Here is a 15,488-nt window from a genome sequence, read left to right as displayed (position 1 = left end):
ATCGACCGCCCTAGAAATGGATACCCTCCCCATTATTTGGAACGAGCTCGTGACGCGCGGGTTGGAACTCGTGCCGATACCGGCCGCGCTGCTATGCAGATCGGACGGAACGCTCTCGCTGCTGGCCGCGAACCACGCATACCGGCTGTCCCATCTCGGGAGCAACGCCGATCACGCTCCGGTGATCGCCGATCTCGGCGACCTGGTCGAATCGTTCCTCGATGGCGATCAGGTTCGGACCGACTTCGACTGGACGTTCGGCAGCACGGTCGATTGCCGCTATTACCGGGTCACGATTGCCCGATCTTCGACCGCGGTCGACGATCGCTGCATAACGACCTTCGTCGATCATACCTCGCAAGTCCAAGCCGAACGCAGCGTGCGCCGCGAGATGACCACCGACAGCCTGACCGGGCTGCCCAATCGCGAGGGGTTCGAGGACATCGTCGAACGCACGCGCCACCGTGACAACTATGCGGTGCTGGCGATCGATCTGGAACGGTTCGGCCGACTGAATTCGTGTCTCGGAACCCTGGCGGGGGATGAATTGCTGATCACCGTCGCGCGTCGGCTGAAGGGCACGCTGCGCGCCCGCGACACGCTGGCGCGGCTTCAGGGCGACCAGTTCGGGATCCTGATGGGACTCGACGTTTCACGTACCGAGGCGCACGAGCTCGCACGGCGCATCCGTGAAACGCTGGCAACGCCATTCCGCCTGACGACCTACGAGATCAGCGTCGATTGCTCGGTTGGCATTGCCTATGGCGCTGATGTGGCGGACGACGTCAGCGAACTCGTCCGTCACGCGCAGTTCGCGGTGAAGCGCGCCAAGGTGAGCGGCCGATCCGAAACCTATACGCCTGAGGATTTCGCGGTCGCGCGCGACGCGTTCGCGATGGAAACCGCGCTGCGCCGCGCGATCGAGAACGGGCAGCTGCAACTCGCCTACCAGCCGATCTGCGATCTCGCGACGAACCGGGTGGTGTCGTTCGAGGCGCTGGCACGCTGGACCGACGACGTCGGGCGCGACTACGCCCCGGCCGATTTCATTCCGGTGGCCGAGGAATCGGGGCTGATCGTGGCGCTCGGGCGCTGGGCGATCGCAGCGGCCGCGCGAACGCTTGCCGCATGGGATGCGGCGGCCGGGGGCGATTGCGGGGTCAAGATGGCGGTCAACCTGTCCGCGATTCAGTTGCAACGCGATGACATTGCACCGGTCGTCGAGGCGGCACTGGCCGCAACCGGTCTGACGGGCGAGCGCTTTACGCTGGAGCTGACCGAAAGCGCACTCGTCAGCGATCCCGACCGGATCGCCTCGGCGATGCACGCGCTGAAGGCGCTCGGCACTACGCTCGCGCTGGACGATTTCGGCACGGGCTATTCGAACCTCGCGTACCTCCAGCAACTGCCGATCGACGTGCTGAAGATTGACCGGAGTTTCGTCACCGACATGCTGGCCGATCGCGACAAGGTCGCGATCGTCCGCGCGATCCTGAGCTTGGCGCAGGCGCTGGGGATGAAGACGACGGCCGAGGGGATCGAGACGAACGAACTCGCGCAGACGCTCGCGGCGCTCGGCTGCACCTATGGCCAGGGGTATTTCATCGCGCGGCCGCTCGACTCCGATGCGGCGTTCGCGATGCTGGGCTTAGGCGAACGCGCCTAGCGCTGCCGGGCTGCTCGCCGCACCGACGGGGCGCGCGCTACACCAGGGCTTCGGCGACCATCGCGTCGGCGATCGTCGCCAGGCGATGCGCGTCCGGAAAGCCCTCGGCGATCCACTGCGTTTCGATTCGCCGCAGCATCGCGGCGACGTCGGGCCCCTTGCGCAGACCGCGCGCGACCAGAGCACCGCCGTTGATCGGAAGCGGCGGCGGGGTCCAGTCGCGGATCGGCGTGACGTCCTCGCCAATCAGTAGCAGGCGGTCGATCGCGCCGACCGGGCCGGCGCGATAGGCGAGCGCCCGCGGGCCTTCGTGGCCGGCGCCCGCGGTCGCGGCGATCAGGCGCTTGCGATCCGCGTTCGACAGTTTCAGCCGTGCGCCGACCGCTTCGGCATCCGCCGCCGGGATGATCGCGGCGAGGCGACGGATCGGGTCGGGGACAATCCCGGCGGCGTGCTCGCGTTCGGCCAGGGCGGTGAGACGGTCCGCGCCGGCCTCGTCGATCTCGGGAAGGACCGCGCGGAAGATGCCGTTCGCCACCATCAAGCGGACGACCGGGACGGCGTTTGCCGCGACCAGCAGCTTCAACACCTCGCTGGCGATGCGTTCGCGCGACAGGGCCATCAGGTCGTTGGCGCGCGTGGTGCAGGCCTCGAGTCCCGCCGCGTCGACGACGTCGCCGAAGCGGGCGTGGAACCGGAAGAAGCGCAGGATCCGCAGATGATCCTCGGCGATCCGCTGCAACGGATCGCCGATGAACCGCACGCGCCGTGCCGCAAGATCGGCCAGGCCGTCGAAATAATCGAACACCTCGCCGGTTGCCGGATCGGCGTAAAGCGCGTTCATCGTGAAATCGCGCCGCGCGGCGTCTTCGCGCCAGTCGTCGGTATAGGCGATGACGGCATGGCGGCCGTCGGTCGTGACGTCGCGGCGCAGCGTCGTCACCTCGACCGGGGCGCCGTCGACGATTGCGGTGATGGTGCCGTGCGCGAGGCCGGTCGGCACCGCCTTGATCCGCGCGTCCTGAAGCCGTGCGAGCACTTCCGTGGGGGGCAGGCTGGTGGCAATGTCGATATCCGCGACGTCGATGCCGAGCAGCGTGTCGCGCACCGCGCCGCCGACGAAGCGCGCCTGGCCGTCGCCCGCGCCGATCACCGCCGCCAGATGGTCGAGGCTCGCGCGGGTACGCCAAGGCGCGTCGGGCAGTATCGTCATGCGGCGGCCAGACGGTGCGACAGGTTGACGATCATCGCTGCGGTCGCGCCCCAGATGCGGCGGTCCTGCCACTGGATCTCGTAGAAATGCCGCGTCCGGCCCTGCCATTCGGCGCTCGCGGCGACGTGGTTGGCAGGATCGACGAGGAAGGCGAGCGGCACTTCGAACACGCTCGCCACCTCGGCTTCGCTGGGACGCAACGTCAGGTCGGGCGGCACGACGCCGACGACTGGCGTGATGTGGTAGCCGGTGCCGGTCCGATACCGGTCGACCGTGCCGATCACGATGACCGTGCCCGGAGACAGCGCGATCTCCTCGTCGGCTTCGCGGAGCGCTGCCGCGACCGCGTCCTCGCCGGGATCGACTCGCCCGCCGGGAAAGGCGACCTGCCCGGGGTGACGACGCAGCGTTTCGGTCCGCTTGGTCAGGATCACGCCGGGTTCGTCGCGATCGGTGATCGCGACCAGGACGGCGGCTTCGTGGAGCGCGGCCTCCTCCGCATCGACATCGTCGCCGCGCATCATCGCACGGCGCGGATCGACATCGCGAGCCAGCGCGGTCGCCAGCCGGTCCGCCAGGCTCATGCCGCCGGCTCCAGCGGGAAGAACGCGCCGTCGCTCCAGACGCCCGCGGGGGTATCGCCACCGGCGATCGCGCGGTCGGCGAGCTCGTAATAGACCGACCGCGCGACCAGCGCCTCCATGCCGCCGCGCACCGCGAGATAGGGACGGGGGCCATCGTCGTCGGCCACGAACCGCAGGCCATGCGCGGGTCCTGCCGTGACGAGGTCGCCGGTGTTGAGCCGGAAGGCGAGTCGCGACGCAGCACCTTCGCCCTCGGCCTTCATCTCGACCGCGACGAACGGCGCATCCTCGACCGCGATGTCGAGTTTCTCGATCGGCGTGACGAGGACGTGGCTGCCATCGGGTTCGCGGCGCAGGATGGTGGCGAACAGCCGGACCATCGCCGGACGGCCGATCGGCGAGCCCTGGTGATACCAGGTGCCGTCGCGGGCGATCCGCATCTCGCTGTCGCCGCAATGCGCCGGGTTCCAGGCATCGACCGGCGGCAGCTTCGCGTCCGCGACCAGCTGGGCGATCTCGGCGAGGCTCAGCGCCGCGATATCGGGGATGGGGTCCATGGGCATAGCCGCGAGGTAGGGCGGGCAGCCGCGGGCGTAAAGGCTTCAGGCGGCGGCGGCGACCCGCGGACCGAGCATCCCGGGCAGGTCCGGAACGCCTGGACCGCGCGCGAGCAGGCGGTGACGCTCTACGGGGCCGGGCAGCGCCCAGTGCGCGGTACGCTCTGCCGTGAAGCCGAAGAAGCGGCCGTAATACTCCGGATCGCCGATCAGCATCATCGCATCGTCGAGCCCGTGCGCGGCGGCGGCATCGAGCGCGGCGGTCATCAGCAGCCGGCCGATGCCGTGCGCCTGATGCGCGGGATCGACCGCGACGGGTCCGATCATAACCAGCGCGAGCGTGAGCCCGGTTTCGGTGACGAGCGCGACCGGCCAGCACTGGATCGTGCCCATCAGCGTTCCGTCATCGACCGCGGCGAAGCTGAGCGTCGGGATCGCATGCGCGTTGCCGCGAACGATATAGGCGGTGCGGCGGTGGCGGCCGGGATCGAACGCACGATCGAGCAACGCTTCGACATCGGCTTGCGGAACGGTGTCCAGGCGTACGATTGCGATCACCGATACTCCATTCGTACGGCCATTTTCGTACAGCCGGGCGACGACGCCGAGGGCCGCGCGCTTTACCGCCGGCGGCTAGGAACGCAAGCGGAACCATTGCGGCGGCGCACGCGGGATCCTAGAGCGCGCGGATGCAAGACAGTCTCCAGCTCGAAGTACACGACATCGAAGTGCCGGTGTTGACCGGTATCTATTCGGAGGAGACGCATCTGCCACAACCGCTGCGGATATCGCTGACCGTCGATCTGGCGTGCCCGCCGCATTTCGCACCCGATACGCCGCTGTCGGCTTCGAAGAATTACATGGAGCTGAAGCACGCCGCCACTGCGGCGTTGCCCCCGGGGGTGCATTTCACGCTGATCGAGGCGGTCGCGGATCATATCTGCGAGACGCTGTTCCTGCAGGATTCGCGCGTTCTGCGGGTGGCGGTGAAGATCGTGAAGCTGGCGATCGCCGAGGCCGGCGAATCGATCGGCGTGACCCTGGTGCGGCACCGGCGCTGATGCGGATCGACGTCGCGGTCGCGGACGACCCCGTCGCGTTGGTGCGCGACGCGACGGACGAATCGGTCGTCGTGGTAATCGCTCCGCGCGCGCCGCTTGCGATGGCCCAGGCGCGGGCAGCGATCGGGCCGTTGGCGGTCGAGTGCGCGCCCGGCAGGCGGGTCAATGCAGTGATCTCGAAGCCGGGGGCAGCGGCCGCGGATGTCGATGCCGCGGTTAAGTTTCTAGACGGTGCGCGGTCGACGACCGGACAGGTTCTAGAAATCGGCTGACCGGGCAGGGGCGGGAATCACCGCGTCCGGCCGCATGGCCCCAAAGCGTCGATCACGAAGCGGTAATCCTCTTGTGCGCGCTGCGCGTCCGTCGCCTCGAGCGCGGACGTGCTCGGCGCCGGCAACGTCGCAGGCAATGCGCAGGCGAGCCGATACCAGAGCAGCGTGTCGCGCGCCGGTGGTCCCGCCGCCTCGTCGACGATCTCACCGAGCGCGACAGCCCAGCGGGGCTGCTCCCCCGGACGCCGCAGCACCGACAGCGAGACCGGACGCTGATCGGCGGTCGTCAGGAACACCTGCGTCTCGCCCTCGCCGGGCAGCGCACCCGGAACATGGAACGCGTTGCCCACGCCGGTGATCACCGGTGGTGCATCGGCGGCGAGGATCTCACGGACGATCGTGCGCAGCCGCGAATCCGTCTCGGGTGTCCAAACCAGCTGCGCGTCGTTGGCGACGAGCTGGACCTGGTCCACCATACCGGCGACGGGGCGGGCAAGCACGAGCACGCGCGCCTTTTTCAGATTCGGTACCCGGCCGCGCGAATCGAGCGGCACGTCGATCAGATAACCGATCCGTGGGGGCAATCCCTGCGCGCCGCGGATCAGTGCGCCGACGTCGACCGTGACGTAAAGCCTTGCCGCATCGGGCGCGAGCCCGGTCGCCTCGGCCCCTTTGATACGGCTGACGGAGCGGACCGTCGCATCCGCAACCACCGGCGCTGCAAGGACGAGATCGGCAAGATCGGCATAGCCAGGGACCGCGGTCACGGGGGAAGCCCCGGCTTGGAATCCGCCGGCTGGGGAGGGGAGTTGCGCGATTGCCGGTGCGGCAAGCGTTGCGAGCGCTACCAGCGCGGCGAAGGTTTTGCGGTTGGCGATCATGGGCACGGGGTACGCCAGCCGGCATGAACGAAACAGAAATATTTCGGTCATGATGCGGTTGTACGTTTGTTGCGTCCGACAAAGCGTTTGCGTGTCGCAAGGCGTGGCGATAGGACTTGCACGCTGCCCCGTGGATATTCCGGCCCACGGAAGACGTTTTGAGGTCTGCGCCTTCGACGTGCCGAGCCGCGTCGGGGACAGGCAGATAAAGGGAGTGACGTTTCTGAATGGCCTATACTGACCAAAAGATGTCCGGAGGCAAGATCGCCGCGATCGTGATCGTCGCGCTGATTCATGCGGCCTTGGGCTATGCTTTCGTCACCGGCCTTGCGTATCAGTACGTGAAAAAGGCCCAAGAAAAGCTTAACACGTTCGACGTGGAGCCGCCGCCGCCGCCGCCTCCGCCCGACGAGCCCCCGCCGCCGCCGCCCGAGCAGCCAAACCTGCCGCCGCCGCCGACCACGGTCGTGACGCCGCCGCCGGTTGTCGTGACGCCTGTACCTGCGCCGCAGATGCAGACGACCACGACGATCCCGGATCGTCAGCCGACCGCGCCGCCGACGCCGCCGTCGCCCGCCGTTTCGCCGGCTCCGCCGTCCCCGCCGGTCATCAACAAGGCTGCGGGTGCCAAGGGCAACCCAGCCGAGTGGGTGTCGACCGACGATTATCCGCCGAGTTCGCTGCGTGCCCAGGAAGAGGGTACCACCGCGATCGCGTGGGATATCAACGCGGCTGGCCGTGTCGAGAATTGCCGGGTGACGTCATCCAGCGGCTCCTCGGCGCTCGATCGTGCAGCTTGCGCGGCGATCACCCGTCGTGGGCGCTACTCGCCGGCACTCGACCAGTCGGGCAACCCGATCCGGTCGTCGTCGTCGCGGCGCGTGACCTGGCGGATGCCGCCGCAATAAATGCGTTGCTGTAACACGCTTCCAATATCTTCGTCGTCACGAACGAAATTGACTTATCAGAGGACCAACCGACCATGATCACGACCATTCTTGCCGCGGCGGGTGCCGCCGCTCCCGGCGACAACCCGTACGGCCTCCAAGCCGCACTCCGCGAAGGCGGCCTGATCTCACAGACCGTGTTCGGCATCCTGGTGCTGATGTCGGTCGTCTCGTTCTACATCCTGTTCTCGAAGCTGTTCGAGCAGCAGAAGATCATCGGTCAGGGCAAGCGCGTCCGTCAGGCGTTCTGGCAGTCGAACTCGCTTCGCGAGGGTTCGGCCAAGCTCGAGAAGAACTCGGCGTACAAGCAGATCGTCGACGACGGCCTGGCCGCGCAGGAGCAGCATTCGAAGCTGACCGATCCGGTCGAGGCGCATGACTGGCTGCACGGTTCGCTGGCGCGTTCGGAAGCCGCGATCAACTCGAAGCTGGGTGGCGGTCTCGCCTTCCTCGCGACGGTGGGTTCGGTTTCGCCGTTCATCGGTCTGTTCGGTACGGTTATCGGCATCTACCGCGCGCTCGTGAAGATCGGCGCCTCGGGTCAGGCCTCGATCGACAAGGTCGCAGGGCCGGTCGGTGAAGCACTGATCATGACGGCTCTCGGTCTCGTCGTCGCGGTTCCGGCCGTGCTGTCGTACAACTGGCTGCAGCGTCGCAACAAGTCGATCGCAGAGGACCTCTCGGCCTTCTCGAACGACGTGCTCGGCTTCCTGGCTTCGAACGGCGCGGTTCGCCCGATCGCTGCCGGCGTCAAGCCAGTGCCGGCCAAGCCGGTCGCGACGACCGCGACCGCCGGCCAGACCGGTGGCGTGCCCCGCGCCAACTAAGACGCGAGAAGGCGGGGCTGCTGGTTTGCGGCCCCGCTTCCTTTCCACCGGCGGTTCCGGTGGCGATTATATGAATAGGATAGTTCGCATATGGCGATGAGTGTTGGTGGCGATTCCACCGAGAAATCGATATCGGACATCAATACGACGCCGCTGGTCGACGTCATGCTCGTGCTCCTGATCATCTTCCTGGTGACGACGACCGTCGCGGTCCAGGCGGTCCAGCTGAAGCTGCCCGAGGTTAAGTTCGATCCGACGACGACCAAGCCAGAGAATGTGTCGCTGTCGGTGACGACCAATCCGGACGGCAGCTGCGCGGTGTACTGGGGCATGAGCCCGGTGACCTCGACCGAGCTGCTCGATCGCGGCGTTGCCAAGCTGAAGGCCGAGATCGAACGTCAGGGTGGCGTCAACGCTGCCGGGCTCGAACTGCCCGAGGCGCACATCCGCGGCGACGTGAACACGCCGTACAAGTGCATCGGCGGCACGATCTATACGATGCAGCGCGCAGGCTTTGCCCGCGTTGGCTTCATCTCTCAGCCGCCCCCCGGCGGCACGACCGAACGCTGACGTTCGCTCGGACGTATTTAGGAGTAGCTTGAAATGGCAATGGGCGGCGGCAAAGAAGACGACGGGCCGATGATGGAAATGAACATGACGCCGTTGATCGACGTCCTGCTCGTTCTCCTCATCATGTTCATCATCACCATCCCGATCCAGACGCACGCGGTGAAGGTCGACCTTCCGGTCAACAGCCCGAACCAGCCGCAGAATCCGGTGGACCCGCAAAAGAACAAGATCTCGATCGACCCGGCCGGTGTCGTGTCGTGGAACGGTTCGCAGGTGGACGAGGTGACCTTGCGTCAGTATCTCGACCAGTCCGCGGCGATGAACCCCGAGCCGGAGCTGCACTTCCAGCCCGATCCGCAGGCCCGGTATGAGGTCGTGGACCGCACGCTGGCGGTGGTGAAGCGCTCCGCGATTACCAAGCTCGGCTTCATCGGCAACGAGCAGTATCGCAACGACTTCTAAGTCGGGCGGGAATTTCGAATACGAGAAGGGCGGTCCTGCGGGGCCGCCCTTTTTCGTTTCGCGCACTTTCTTCGTTTTCGAACGTACAGAGTCCGCTTGCGCTCAAGTCACTAAAGTGACACAACAGTGTCACAAAAGTGAAACCTTCCCAGAAAGGAAGGGCGCAAGGAGACAGGATATGCGTACCGTGCCCCTGATGGCCCTCGCGATGGCAGTGGCGGCGACGCCGGCACTCGCGGCGGATCGTACCGGTTACACCGCGATTGCGGCGGGCAACATGACGGTTGCCGAGCAGCGGATCGTCGCCGAGCGGCGGATCTTCCCCGATCGTCCCGAGCTGATGCTGAACCTGGCCGCGGTGTACCGGAACACCGGCCGCGACTCGCAGGCGCGCGCGCTGTATATCGCCGTGCTCGATCGGCCGGCGGTGGCGTTGGACACGGCATCCGGCGCAGTGGTGTCGTCGCACGATCTCGCGCAGCGCGCACTTGCGCGGTTCTCGACGCAGATGGCGACCCGCTAAGCCGGCGCGCCTGGTAATGCGGGAGCTCAGCGATCCGGACATGGCGTCCGGGACACTGGGCTCCTGCGTTCTTCAGAGATTGGCGAGGTCGATGAAATCGCCTCAGAGGCGCGGTAGCGTCACGCCGCGCTGACCCATATATTTACCGGCGCGGTCCGCATAGCTCACCTCGCACGGCTCGTTGCCCTGCAGGAACAGGAACTGGCATGCGCCCTCGTTGGCGTAGATCTTTGCCGGCAGCGGTGTGGTGTTCGAGAATTCGAGCGTTACATGCCCCTCCCATTCGGGCTCGAGCGGCGTGACATTGACGATGATCCCGCAGCGCGCATAGGTCGATTTGCCGAGGCAGATGACCAGCACGTCGCGCGGGACGCGAAAATACTCGACCGTACGCGCGAGCGCGAAGCTGTTGGGCGGGATGATGCAGACGTCGGTCTTGCGATCGACGAAGCTGTTCGCGGCGAAATCCTTCGGATCGACGATCGCGCTGTCGACGTTGGTGAAGATCTTGAACTCGTCGGCGACGCGCGCATCATAGCCGTAGGAGGACAATCCATAGCTGATGCAGCCGTCACGCCGCTGCGCCTCGTGGAACGGCTCGATCATCTGATCGGCGAGCGCGCGCTCACGGATCCAGCGGTCGGACAGGATGGACATGGTAGCTCCCCTTCGCGCTGCGCTTTCGCGCGGATGCCGGGCGGGAGCAAGAACATCTTCGAACGCGGCGCGCGTGGGATGAGGGCCGGGCCTGCGCCGCAATAGCCAGCATTCCCAGATGCCTCCGCGGCGTCGCGATCAGACGCGTGGCCACCCCGCCAGGGTTGCGTCGACGATGGACAGCAACGATTCCCGCGGCGCTCCATCGCGTGCCAGCACCGACATGCCTTGCGCGACAGCCATGACAAGGCCGGCGAGTGCTGAGGGCAGCGTCGCGTTGGGAAGCGTTCCGTTCGCGACGTCGACCGCGATCCGCGCCTCGATGCACGCGGCGATCGACCGGCGGATGTCCGCCACCGCAGCCTGGACGTCGCACGCCGCCGCTGACCCGCTTGCGGTCGCGCTGGCGAGCAGACACCCTCTGGGCGTCGTCTCCCCCGTATAGGCGACCGCGGCCCCGGTCAGCATTGCGCTCGCCGCCGCATAGGCGGTCGATGCGTCGGCGATGCGCCGTGCCATCGCGTCGGGATCGCCGGCGTACCGCCGGGCGGCTTCCAGAAACAGCTGCCGCTTGTCGCCGAACGCGCCGTACAGGCTCGGCGCCGTGACCCCCATTGCGGTGGTCAGATCGACGATCGAGGTCGATTCATACCCATGGCGCCAGAAGGTCAACATTGCCTGCTCAAGCGCAACCTCGCGGTCGAACGACAACGGCCGCCCGGTCTTGCGCCGCGCCGGACGCGCGTCGTGATGCTCTTTCATAGTGATCACTCGTAAATGCGTTGACTTCTCGCGCCATTACTAACAGGGTTTCATATCGAACGCTAGGAAAGTACATCCATGTCCCTTACCGACTTTCGCACGCTTGGCCGATCGGGCCTGGTGGTCAGCCCGCTCGCGCTGGGAACGATGACCTTCGGGCCGGGCGAATGGGGCGCGGACGAAGCAACCTCGCGCGCAATCTTCGATGCCTATCGCGCCGCGGGCGGCAACTTCATCGACACCGCCGACATCTATTCGGGGGGCGAGCGCGAAACGCTGGTCGGCCGCTTCATCGCCGACAGCCGCGCGCGTGATGAGATCGTGCTGGCGACCAAATTCGCGTTCAACGGTTCGGCCAGTCCGCTCGCCGCGACCCAGGCCGGGGCGGGCAATCCGAACGCCGGCGGCGCGGGGGCCAAGAACATCCACCGCGCGCTCGACGCGTCGCTCAGGCGGCTCGGCACCGATTATGTCGATCTGTACTGGATGCACATATGGGACGGCGTCACCCCGATCGAGGAGATCGTCCAGACGCTCGGCGACCTCGTGCGGGCGGGCAAGATCCGCTATTATGGTCTGTCTGACATGCCGGCCTGGCTCGCGATGAAGGCGGCGACAATCGCCAGCGAGCGCCGCGTTCCCGGTCCGATCGCGATGCAGCTCGAATATTCGCTCGTCGCGCGCGACGTCGAGAGCGAGCATTTCGCCGCGGCCCGCGAAGGTGGCATGGGCGTCATGCCGTGGAGCCCGCTCGCGGGCGGCTTCCTGAGCGGCAAATATAGCCGCAGCAATACCGCCGACACCGGCCGGCTGAGCGGCGCGAACCCGTTTGGCGACAGCAAGTTCACGGGTCGCAACTGGGACATTCTCGAGGCCGTGAAGGCCGTGGCGGGCGAGCTCGATCGACCAGCCGCGCAGGTCGCGCTCGCCTGGACGCTGGCGCGTCCCGGGGTTGCCGCGACGCTGGTCGGCGCCAGCAAACTGTCGCAGCTGGAGAGCAACATCGCCGCTACCGACATCCGGCTGAGCGTAGAACAGATGCGGCGCCTGGACGCCGCCAGCATGCCGCCACAGGGCTTTAGCGCGTCGCTGGCTCAGCCCTTCATCCGCCGCATGATCTTCGGCGGGCACGACGTCGCAGGCTGGGGCGAGTAACGCGGGCGGGCGCGCCCCTTTTGTTCAGCGGCCCGCCCCGCGGGCATCGCCTCCCGCGGGGCGGTGCCTAGCCGATCCCCAGATCCGCGGGACCGAACGCATCGGGGAGCAAGTCCGACAGCCGATACGTCCGGACCGCATCCCCCTGCGCGGCGCCGCAATGGACGGGCAGGTCGATACCCGCCATCTGCGCGGCTTCGTTGAGCACCTGGCGGCAGCGGCCGCAGGGGCTGACCGGGGTCAGGCCGGTCGCGGTGCCGTCGGCACCCATCGCGCCACCGATCACCCCGATCGCGACGACGTCGCGCAACCGGCCGGCCGCGCTGGCGGTGGCGATCGCGACGGTCTCGGCGCACAGCGACAGGCCGTAACTGGCATTCTCGACATTGGCGCCGGTGACGATGCTGCCGTCGTTCAGCAGCACCGCCGCGCCGACCGCAAAGCGCGAATAGGGGGCATGCGCATGGCGCGCGGCGTCACGTGCGGCGGCGATCAGGGTCGTTGCTTGGTCGTTCATTGGGCTACCACGTTCCAGTTTACCGGTCCTTCGATGCCGTCAACGCGGCGAAAGTCGCTCGCACGCCACATCCGCCACGGCCGCGCCGCATAGTCGGGCGTGATCACGTTCGCCACCGCCCAGACCGGGCGGGGCAGCGCTTCGGACAGGCGATAAATTGTCTCGACCGGCTTGGCGATGCGCAGCAGCACGGGTTTGCGGGTATGCGTCTCGATCATCGCGGCGAGCTGCGCAATCTCGGCGATCAGCGTCTCGCGCTCGGGTCGCGCGGTGCAATCGTCGTGGAACGCGATGTCGATCGCCGCGGGTAACGCGTCATCGGCCTGCGGCACGAAGGTGTTGAACGCGTTGGCCTGGTCGCTGGCGCGCTGGCACAGCGAATAGACATGCACGGCACCACGGCGCAGGCCAGCCTCGGGTAGCGCCGCCCAATTCGCTTCGAACGCGGGGTCGCGGCGGTCCGCGCCCGAGGTGGCGACGATATAGGCGAAGTCCGCGCCGCGTGCGCGCACGGTGCCCCATTCGACCGGACCCGGATTCTCGCCGAGATCGATCCCCTGCAAGGGATAGCGCGCGGCGGCGGGGTGCCAGCCGGTCGCATAGCTCCAGCCCGCGATCGCGAGCAGGCCGAGCGCGATCATCACGCCGGCGATCTTCCACAATCCGTACATCAGCGCGCGCCCATCACCGCAGGTGCAACACGCACAGCAACGTGAACAGCCGGCGCGCGGTATCGAAATCGACGTCGATCTTGCCGGCGAGCCGCTCGCGGAGCAGCTCGGCCGCCTCGTTGTGCAGCCCGCGCCGCGCCATGTCGACGGTCTCGATCTGTTGCGGCGTCGCCTGACGGATCGCCTGGTAATAGCTGTCGCAAATCGCGAAATAGTCCTTGATCGGGCGGCGGAAGCGGCCGAGCGCGAGCACCAGCGTCTCGATGTGCGTACCGTCCTCGCGGTACATGTGGATGCCCAGCCGACCTTCCTCGGTTTCCAGCTTGATCCGGTAGGGACCGGCATAGCCATCGGCCTGCGGGCGTTGGGGCGCGAAATGATTGCCTTCAAGCAGGTCGAAGATCGCGATCCGGCGCTCCTGTTCGATATCCGCCGACCGCCACGCGATGGTGCGCTCGTCGAGCTCGATATCGATGATCCGCGGGTCGGCCATGGCCCGCGATAGCGACGGGCGTCACGCGTGTCACTTGTGGAGAGAAGCGTGTGGCCCGACTTATCCCCATCATTCCGCCGCAGCCTGCTTGGAACGCGAGGGTGGCGTGCGTACACGAAGCGAATGGCAACGCTCGCATTCCCCGCTCCCGTCCCCGAAGGCCCCCAGCTGCCGCGCAACGTCGAGGCGGAAGCCGCGATGCTGGGCGCGATGATGATCGACAACCGGCTCGCCGACGATCTGGTCGACCGGCTGGAGCCCGCGCATTTCTTCGAGCCCGTGCACGGCCGCATCTTCGCTGCGATCAAGACGCTTCGCGGCAACGACATGCTGGTCACGCCGGTGACTCTGCGCCCGATGTTCGAGGCGGACGAGGGGATGCGCGAGCTGGGCGGTCCGGCCTATCTGGCGAGCCTGACCGGGAGCGGCGCCGGGCTGATCGGCGCGCGGCAGTTCGCGACGCAGATCTATGACCTGGCGATGCTGCGCTCGCTGGTGACGGTGGGCCGGACGCTGGTCGAGCGCGCGATGGACACGTCGGAAGAGGTCAATCCGCGCGCGCAGATCGAGCTGGCAGAAGAGGAGCTGTTCAAGGTCTCGGCGGACGGTGGCACCGAGAATGCGGTCAAGACCTTTGCGCAGGCAACCACCGCGGCGGTGAAGATGGCGGAGCGCGCGCTCAATTCGGGTGGCAACCTGTCGGGCGTGACGACCGGCATCGATTCGATCAACGCCAAGATCGGCGGCATGCATCACAGCGATCTGATGATCCTCGCCGGCCGTCCGGGCATGGGGAAGACCTCGCTCGCGACCAACATCGCGTTCAACGCGGCGCGGCGCTGGATGCGCGACATGGCCGACGGGATCGCGCCGGCCGATTCGGTGGGCGCCAAGGTCGCGTTCTTCAGCCTCGAAATGTCCGCCGACCAGCTGGCGACGCGTATCCTGGCCGAGCAGTCGCAGATTTCGTCCGAGTCGCTGCGCATGGGCAAGATCAGCCGGACCGAGTTCGCGCAACTGGCAGCCGCCGCGGCGGAGCTGGAGAATCTGCCGCTGTTCATCGACGATACCGGCGGTCTCTCGATCGGCGCGCTCCATACGCGCGTGCGGCGGCTGCAGCGGCGGCACAACAACGAGATCGGGCTGGTGGTGGTTGACTATCTCCAGCTGCTGTCGGGGTCGGGCAAGAGCAAGGACGGCAACCGCGTCCAGGAAATCTCCGAGATTTCCCGCGGGTTGAAGACGCTGGCGAAGGATCTGAACGTGCCGGTGCTGGCGCTGTCGCAGCTGAGCCGCGCGGTCGAAAGCCGTGAGGACAAGACGCCGATGCTGTCGGATCTGCGCGAATCGGGGTCGATCGAGCAGGACGCGGACATGGTGTGGTTCGTGTACCGCGAGGATTATTACGTCGCTTCGAAAGAACCCAAGCGGCCCACCGAGGGCGACAGCGCGAAGATCTTCGAGGATCATAATGCCTGGGCGGCGGAGATGGAGCGCGTCTACGGTTTGGCGGAGCTGATCATCGCCAAGCAGCGCCACGGCGCGACCGGCAAGGTGCGGATGAAGTTCGATCCGACGATCACGAAATTCTCGGATCTGGCGGAGTATTGAGCTTAGTTGCTCCCCTCCCTGGAAGGGAGGGGGTGGGGGTGGGTTGGCCCGCTAGGGAA

Annotated in this window: 20 protein-coding genes; 10 read left to right on the top strand and 10 right to left on the bottom strand. The window is 66.9% G+C overall.

The annotated features are described in order from the left end of the window. Nucleotides 1-16: 16 nt before the first annotated feature. Complete coding sequence (locus U1701_RS06545) at nt 17-1,666, top strand: putative bifunctional diguanylate cyclase/phosphodiesterase (protein ID WP_332781737.1); 1,650 nt, start codon at nt 17-19, stop codon at nt 1,664-1,666. Nucleotides 1,667-1,703: 37 nt separating this feature from the next. Here the strand turns inward: U1701_RS06545 and U1701_RS06540 are convergent, their stop codons facing one another. The 4 genes from U1701_RS06540 to U1701_RS06525 are packed head-to-tail and all read right to left on the bottom strand — an operon-like array spanning nt 1,704 to nt 4,578. Next, nucleotides 1,704-2,879, bottom strand: coding sequence for a CCA tRNA nucleotidyltransferase (locus U1701_RS06540; RefSeq protein ID WP_332781736.1), 1,176 nt, complete (start codon nt 2,877-2,879; stop codon nt 1,704-1,706). Further along, nucleotides 2,876-3,463, bottom strand: coding sequence for a CoA pyrophosphatase (locus U1701_RS06535; protein ID WP_332781735.1), 588 nt, complete (start codon nt 3,461-3,463; stop codon nt 2,876-2,878). Before U1701_RS06535 ends, U1701_RS06540 begins: the two co-directional genes overlap by 4 nt. Then, nucleotides 3,460-4,026, bottom strand: a complete 567-nt coding sequence (locus tag U1701_RS06530) for a DUF1285 domain-containing protein (protein WP_332781734.1) — start codon at nt 4,024-4,026, stop codon at nt 3,460-3,462. Before U1701_RS06530 ends, U1701_RS06535 begins: the two co-directional genes overlap by 4 nt. Before the next feature lie 39 nt (nt 4,027-4,065). Beyond that, on the bottom strand, nt 4,066-4,578 hold the full coding sequence (locus U1701_RS06525) for a GNAT family N-acetyltransferase (RefSeq protein ID WP_332781733.1): 513 nt from the start codon (nt 4,576-4,578) through the stop codon (nt 4,066-4,068). A gap of 131 nt (nt 4,579-4,709) precedes the next feature. Between U1701_RS06525 and U1701_RS06520 the strand changes: the two genes are divergently transcribed. Both U1701_RS06520 and U1701_RS06515 read left to right on the top strand, forming a co-directional pair. Continuing rightward, nucleotides 4,710-5,081: a dihydroneopterin aldolase gene (locus U1701_RS06520; protein ID WP_332781732.1), complete on the top strand. Its 372-nt coding sequence runs from the start codon at nt 4,710-4,712 to the stop codon at nt 5,079-5,081. Beyond that, entirely contained in the window at nt 5,081-5,353 is a 273-nt protein-coding gene (locus U1701_RS06515; protein WP_332781731.1) for a Rossmann fold domain-containing protein, read from the top strand. Before U1701_RS06520 ends, U1701_RS06515 begins: the two co-directional genes overlap by 1 nt. Nucleotides 5,354-5,370: 17 nt before the next feature. On the opposite strand, the gene U1701_RS06510 is transcribed toward U1701_RS06515, so the two are convergent. Then, nucleotides 5,371-6,285 (bottom strand): hypothetical protein, encoded by a 915-nt coding sequence (locus tag U1701_RS06510; protein WP_332781730.1) that lies wholly within the window; start codon nt 6,283-6,285, stop codon nt 5,371-5,373. 176 nt (nt 6,286-6,461) lie between these two features. Here U1701_RS06510 and U1701_RS06505 point away from each other — a divergent pair, with 176 nt between their 5' ends. From U1701_RS06505 to U1701_RS06485, 5 genes are all read left to right on the top strand, one after another. Continuing rightward, nucleotides 6,462-7,142 carry an energy transducer TonB gene (locus U1701_RS06505; RefSeq protein WP_332781729.1) on the top strand — a complete coding sequence of 227 codons (681 nt, stop codon included), beginning with the start codon at nt 6,462-6,464 and terminating at the stop codon, nt 7,140-7,142. A 74-nt stretch (nt 7,143-7,216) separates the two neighbouring features. Continuing rightward, a complete protein-coding gene (locus U1701_RS06500; RefSeq protein ID WP_332781728.1) occupies nt 7,217-8,008 on the top strand; it encodes a MotA/TolQ/ExbB proton channel family protein in 792 nt (263 codons plus the stop codon). Nucleotides 8,009-8,098: 90 nt separating this feature from the next. Beyond that, on the top strand, nt 8,099-8,578 hold the full coding sequence (locus tag U1701_RS06495; RefSeq protein WP_332781727.1) for an ExbD/TolR family protein: 480 nt from the start codon (nt 8,099-8,101) through the stop codon (nt 8,576-8,578). 33 nt (nt 8,579-8,611) lie between these two features. Beyond that, the gene (locus U1701_RS06490; RefSeq protein WP_443025998.1) at nt 8,612-9,040 is read left to right on the top strand and encodes an ExbD/TolR family protein; all 429 of its coding nucleotides are present in this window, start codon (nt 8,612-8,614) and stop codon (nt 9,038-9,040) included. Nucleotides 9,041-9,218: 178 nt separating this feature from the next. Continuing rightward, nucleotides 9,219-9,563: a tetratricopeptide repeat protein gene (locus U1701_RS06485; RefSeq protein WP_332781726.1), complete on the top strand. Its 345-nt coding sequence runs from the start codon at nt 9,219-9,221 to the stop codon at nt 9,561-9,563. A 102-nt stretch (nt 9,564-9,665) separates the two neighbouring features. Here U1701_RS06485 and dcd read toward each other — a convergent pair whose 3' ends face one another. Next, entirely contained in the window at nt 9,666-10,220 is a 555-nt protein-coding gene (gene dcd / locus U1701_RS06480) for a dCTP deaminase (RefSeq protein ID WP_332781725.1), read from the bottom strand. A gap of 138 nt (nt 10,221-10,358) precedes the next feature. After that, a complete protein-coding gene (locus tag U1701_RS06475) occupies nt 10,359-10,982 on the bottom strand; it encodes a TetR/AcrR family transcriptional regulator (protein WP_332781933.1) in 624 nt (207 codons plus the stop codon). Between the two features lie 78 nt (nt 10,983-11,060). Here U1701_RS06475 and U1701_RS06470 point away from each other — a divergent pair, with 78 nt between their 5' ends. After that, a complete protein-coding gene (locus tag U1701_RS06470) occupies nt 11,061-12,137 on the top strand; it encodes an aldo/keto reductase (protein ID WP_332781724.1) in 1,077 nt (358 codons plus the stop codon). Nucleotides 12,138-12,204: 67 nt separating this feature from the next. On the opposite strand, the gene U1701_RS06465 is transcribed toward U1701_RS06470, so the two are convergent. From U1701_RS06465 to U1701_RS06455, 3 genes are read right to left on the bottom strand one after another with little or no spacing between them, the layout of a single operon-like run. Beyond that, nucleotides 12,205-12,654: a cytidine deaminase gene (locus tag U1701_RS06465; protein ID WP_332781723.1), complete on the bottom strand. Its 450-nt coding sequence runs from the start codon at nt 12,652-12,654 to the stop codon at nt 12,205-12,207. Then, entirely contained in the window at nt 12,651-13,325 is a 675-nt protein-coding gene (locus U1701_RS06460) for a GH25 family lysozyme (protein WP_332781722.1), read from the bottom strand. The genes U1701_RS06465 and U1701_RS06460 overlap by 4 nt, the downstream gene beginning before the upstream one ends. Before the next feature lie 13 nt (nt 13,326-13,338). Further along, entirely contained in the window at nt 13,339-13,818 is a 480-nt protein-coding gene (locus U1701_RS06455) for a UPF0262 family protein (RefSeq protein WP_332781721.1), read from the bottom strand. A 123-nt stretch (nt 13,819-13,941) separates the two neighbouring features. On the opposite strand from U1701_RS06455, the gene U1701_RS06450 reads away from it, so the two are divergent. Beyond that, nucleotides 13,942-15,429 carry a replicative DNA helicase gene (locus U1701_RS06450; RefSeq protein WP_332781720.1) on the top strand — a complete coding sequence of 496 codons (1,488 nt, stop codon included), beginning with the start codon at nt 13,942-13,944 and terminating at the stop codon, nt 15,427-15,429. Nucleotides 15,430-15,488 lie beyond the last annotated feature (59 nt).

Origin of the sequence: Sphingomonas rhamnosi (assembly GCF_036663615.1) — a bacterium.
Classification (GTDB): domain Bacteria; phylum Pseudomonadota; class Alphaproteobacteria; order Sphingomonadales; family Sphingomonadaceae; genus Sphingomonas.
This window is presented reverse-complemented; position numbering and strand designations above follow the sequence as displayed.

What these genes read in the sequence shown, in the direction of transcription:
- U1701_RS06535 (WP_332781735.1), bottom strand. Translation starts at nt 3,463, where the DNA reads ATGAGCCTGGCGGACCGGCTGGCGACCGCGCTGGCTCGCGATGTCGAT.
- U1701_RS06500 (WP_332781728.1), top strand. Translation starts at nt 7,217, where the DNA reads ATGATCACGACCATTCTTGCCGCGGCGGGTGCCGCCGCTCCCGGCGAC.
- U1701_RS06530 (WP_332781734.1), bottom strand. Translation starts at nt 4,026, where the DNA reads ATGCCCATGGACCCCATCCCCGATATCGCGGCGCTGAGCCTCGCCGAG.
- U1701_RS06475 (WP_332781933.1), bottom strand. Translation starts at nt 10,982, where the DNA reads ATGAAAGAGCATCACGACGCGCGTCCGGCGCGGCGCAAGACCGGGCGG.
- U1701_RS06465 (WP_332781723.1), bottom strand. Translation starts at nt 12,654, where the DNA reads ATGAACGACCAAGCAACGACCCTGATCGCCGCCGCACGTGACGCCGCG.
- U1701_RS06450 (WP_332781720.1), top strand. Translation starts at nt 13,942, where the DNA reads ATGGCAACGCTCGCATTCCCCGCTCCCGTCCCCGAAGGCCCCCAGCTG.
- U1701_RS06515 (WP_332781731.1), top strand. Translation starts at nt 5,081, where the DNA reads ATGCGGATCGACGTCGCGGTCGCGGACGACCCCGTCGCGTTGGTGCGC.
- dcd (WP_332781725.1), bottom strand. Translation starts at nt 10,220, where the DNA reads ATGTCCATCCTGTCCGACCGCTGGATCCGTGAGCGCGCGCTCGCCGAT.
- U1701_RS06490 (WP_443025998.1), top strand. Translation starts at nt 8,612, where the DNA reads ATGGCAATGGGCGGCGGCAAAGAAGACGACGGGCCGATGATGGAAATG.
- U1701_RS06545 (WP_332781737.1), top strand. Translation starts at nt 17, where the DNA reads ATGGATACCCTCCCCATTATTTGGAACGAGCTCGTGACGCGCGGGTTG.
- U1701_RS06510 (WP_332781730.1), bottom strand. Translation starts at nt 6,285, where the DNA reads ATGACCGAAATATTTCTGTTTCGTTCATGCCGGCTGGCGTACCCCGTG.
- U1701_RS06470 (WP_332781724.1), top strand. Translation starts at nt 11,061, where the DNA reads ATGTCCCTTACCGACTTTCGCACGCTTGGCCGATCGGGCCTGGTGGTC.
- U1701_RS06455 (WP_332781721.1), bottom strand. Translation starts at nt 13,818, where the DNA reads ATGGCCGACCCGCGGATCATCGATATCGAGCTCGACGAGCGCACCATC.
- U1701_RS06460 (WP_332781722.1), bottom strand. Translation starts at nt 13,325, where the DNA reads ATGTACGGATTGTGGAAGATCGCCGGCGTGATGATCGCGCTCGGCCTG.
- U1701_RS06485 (WP_332781726.1), top strand. Translation starts at nt 9,219, where the DNA reads ATGCGTACCGTGCCCCTGATGGCCCTCGCGATGGCAGTGGCGGCGACG.
- U1701_RS06495 (WP_332781727.1), top strand. Translation starts at nt 8,099, where the DNA reads ATGGCGATGAGTGTTGGTGGCGATTCCACCGAGAAATCGATATCGGAC.
- U1701_RS06520 (WP_332781732.1), top strand. Translation starts at nt 4,710, where the DNA reads ATGCAAGACAGTCTCCAGCTCGAAGTACACGACATCGAAGTGCCGGTG.
- U1701_RS06505 (WP_332781729.1), top strand. Translation starts at nt 6,462, where the DNA reads ATGGCCTATACTGACCAAAAGATGTCCGGAGGCAAGATCGCCGCGATC.
- U1701_RS06540 (WP_332781736.1), bottom strand. Translation starts at nt 2,879, where the DNA reads ATGACGATACTGCCCGACGCGCCTTGGCGTACCCGCGCGAGCCTCGAC.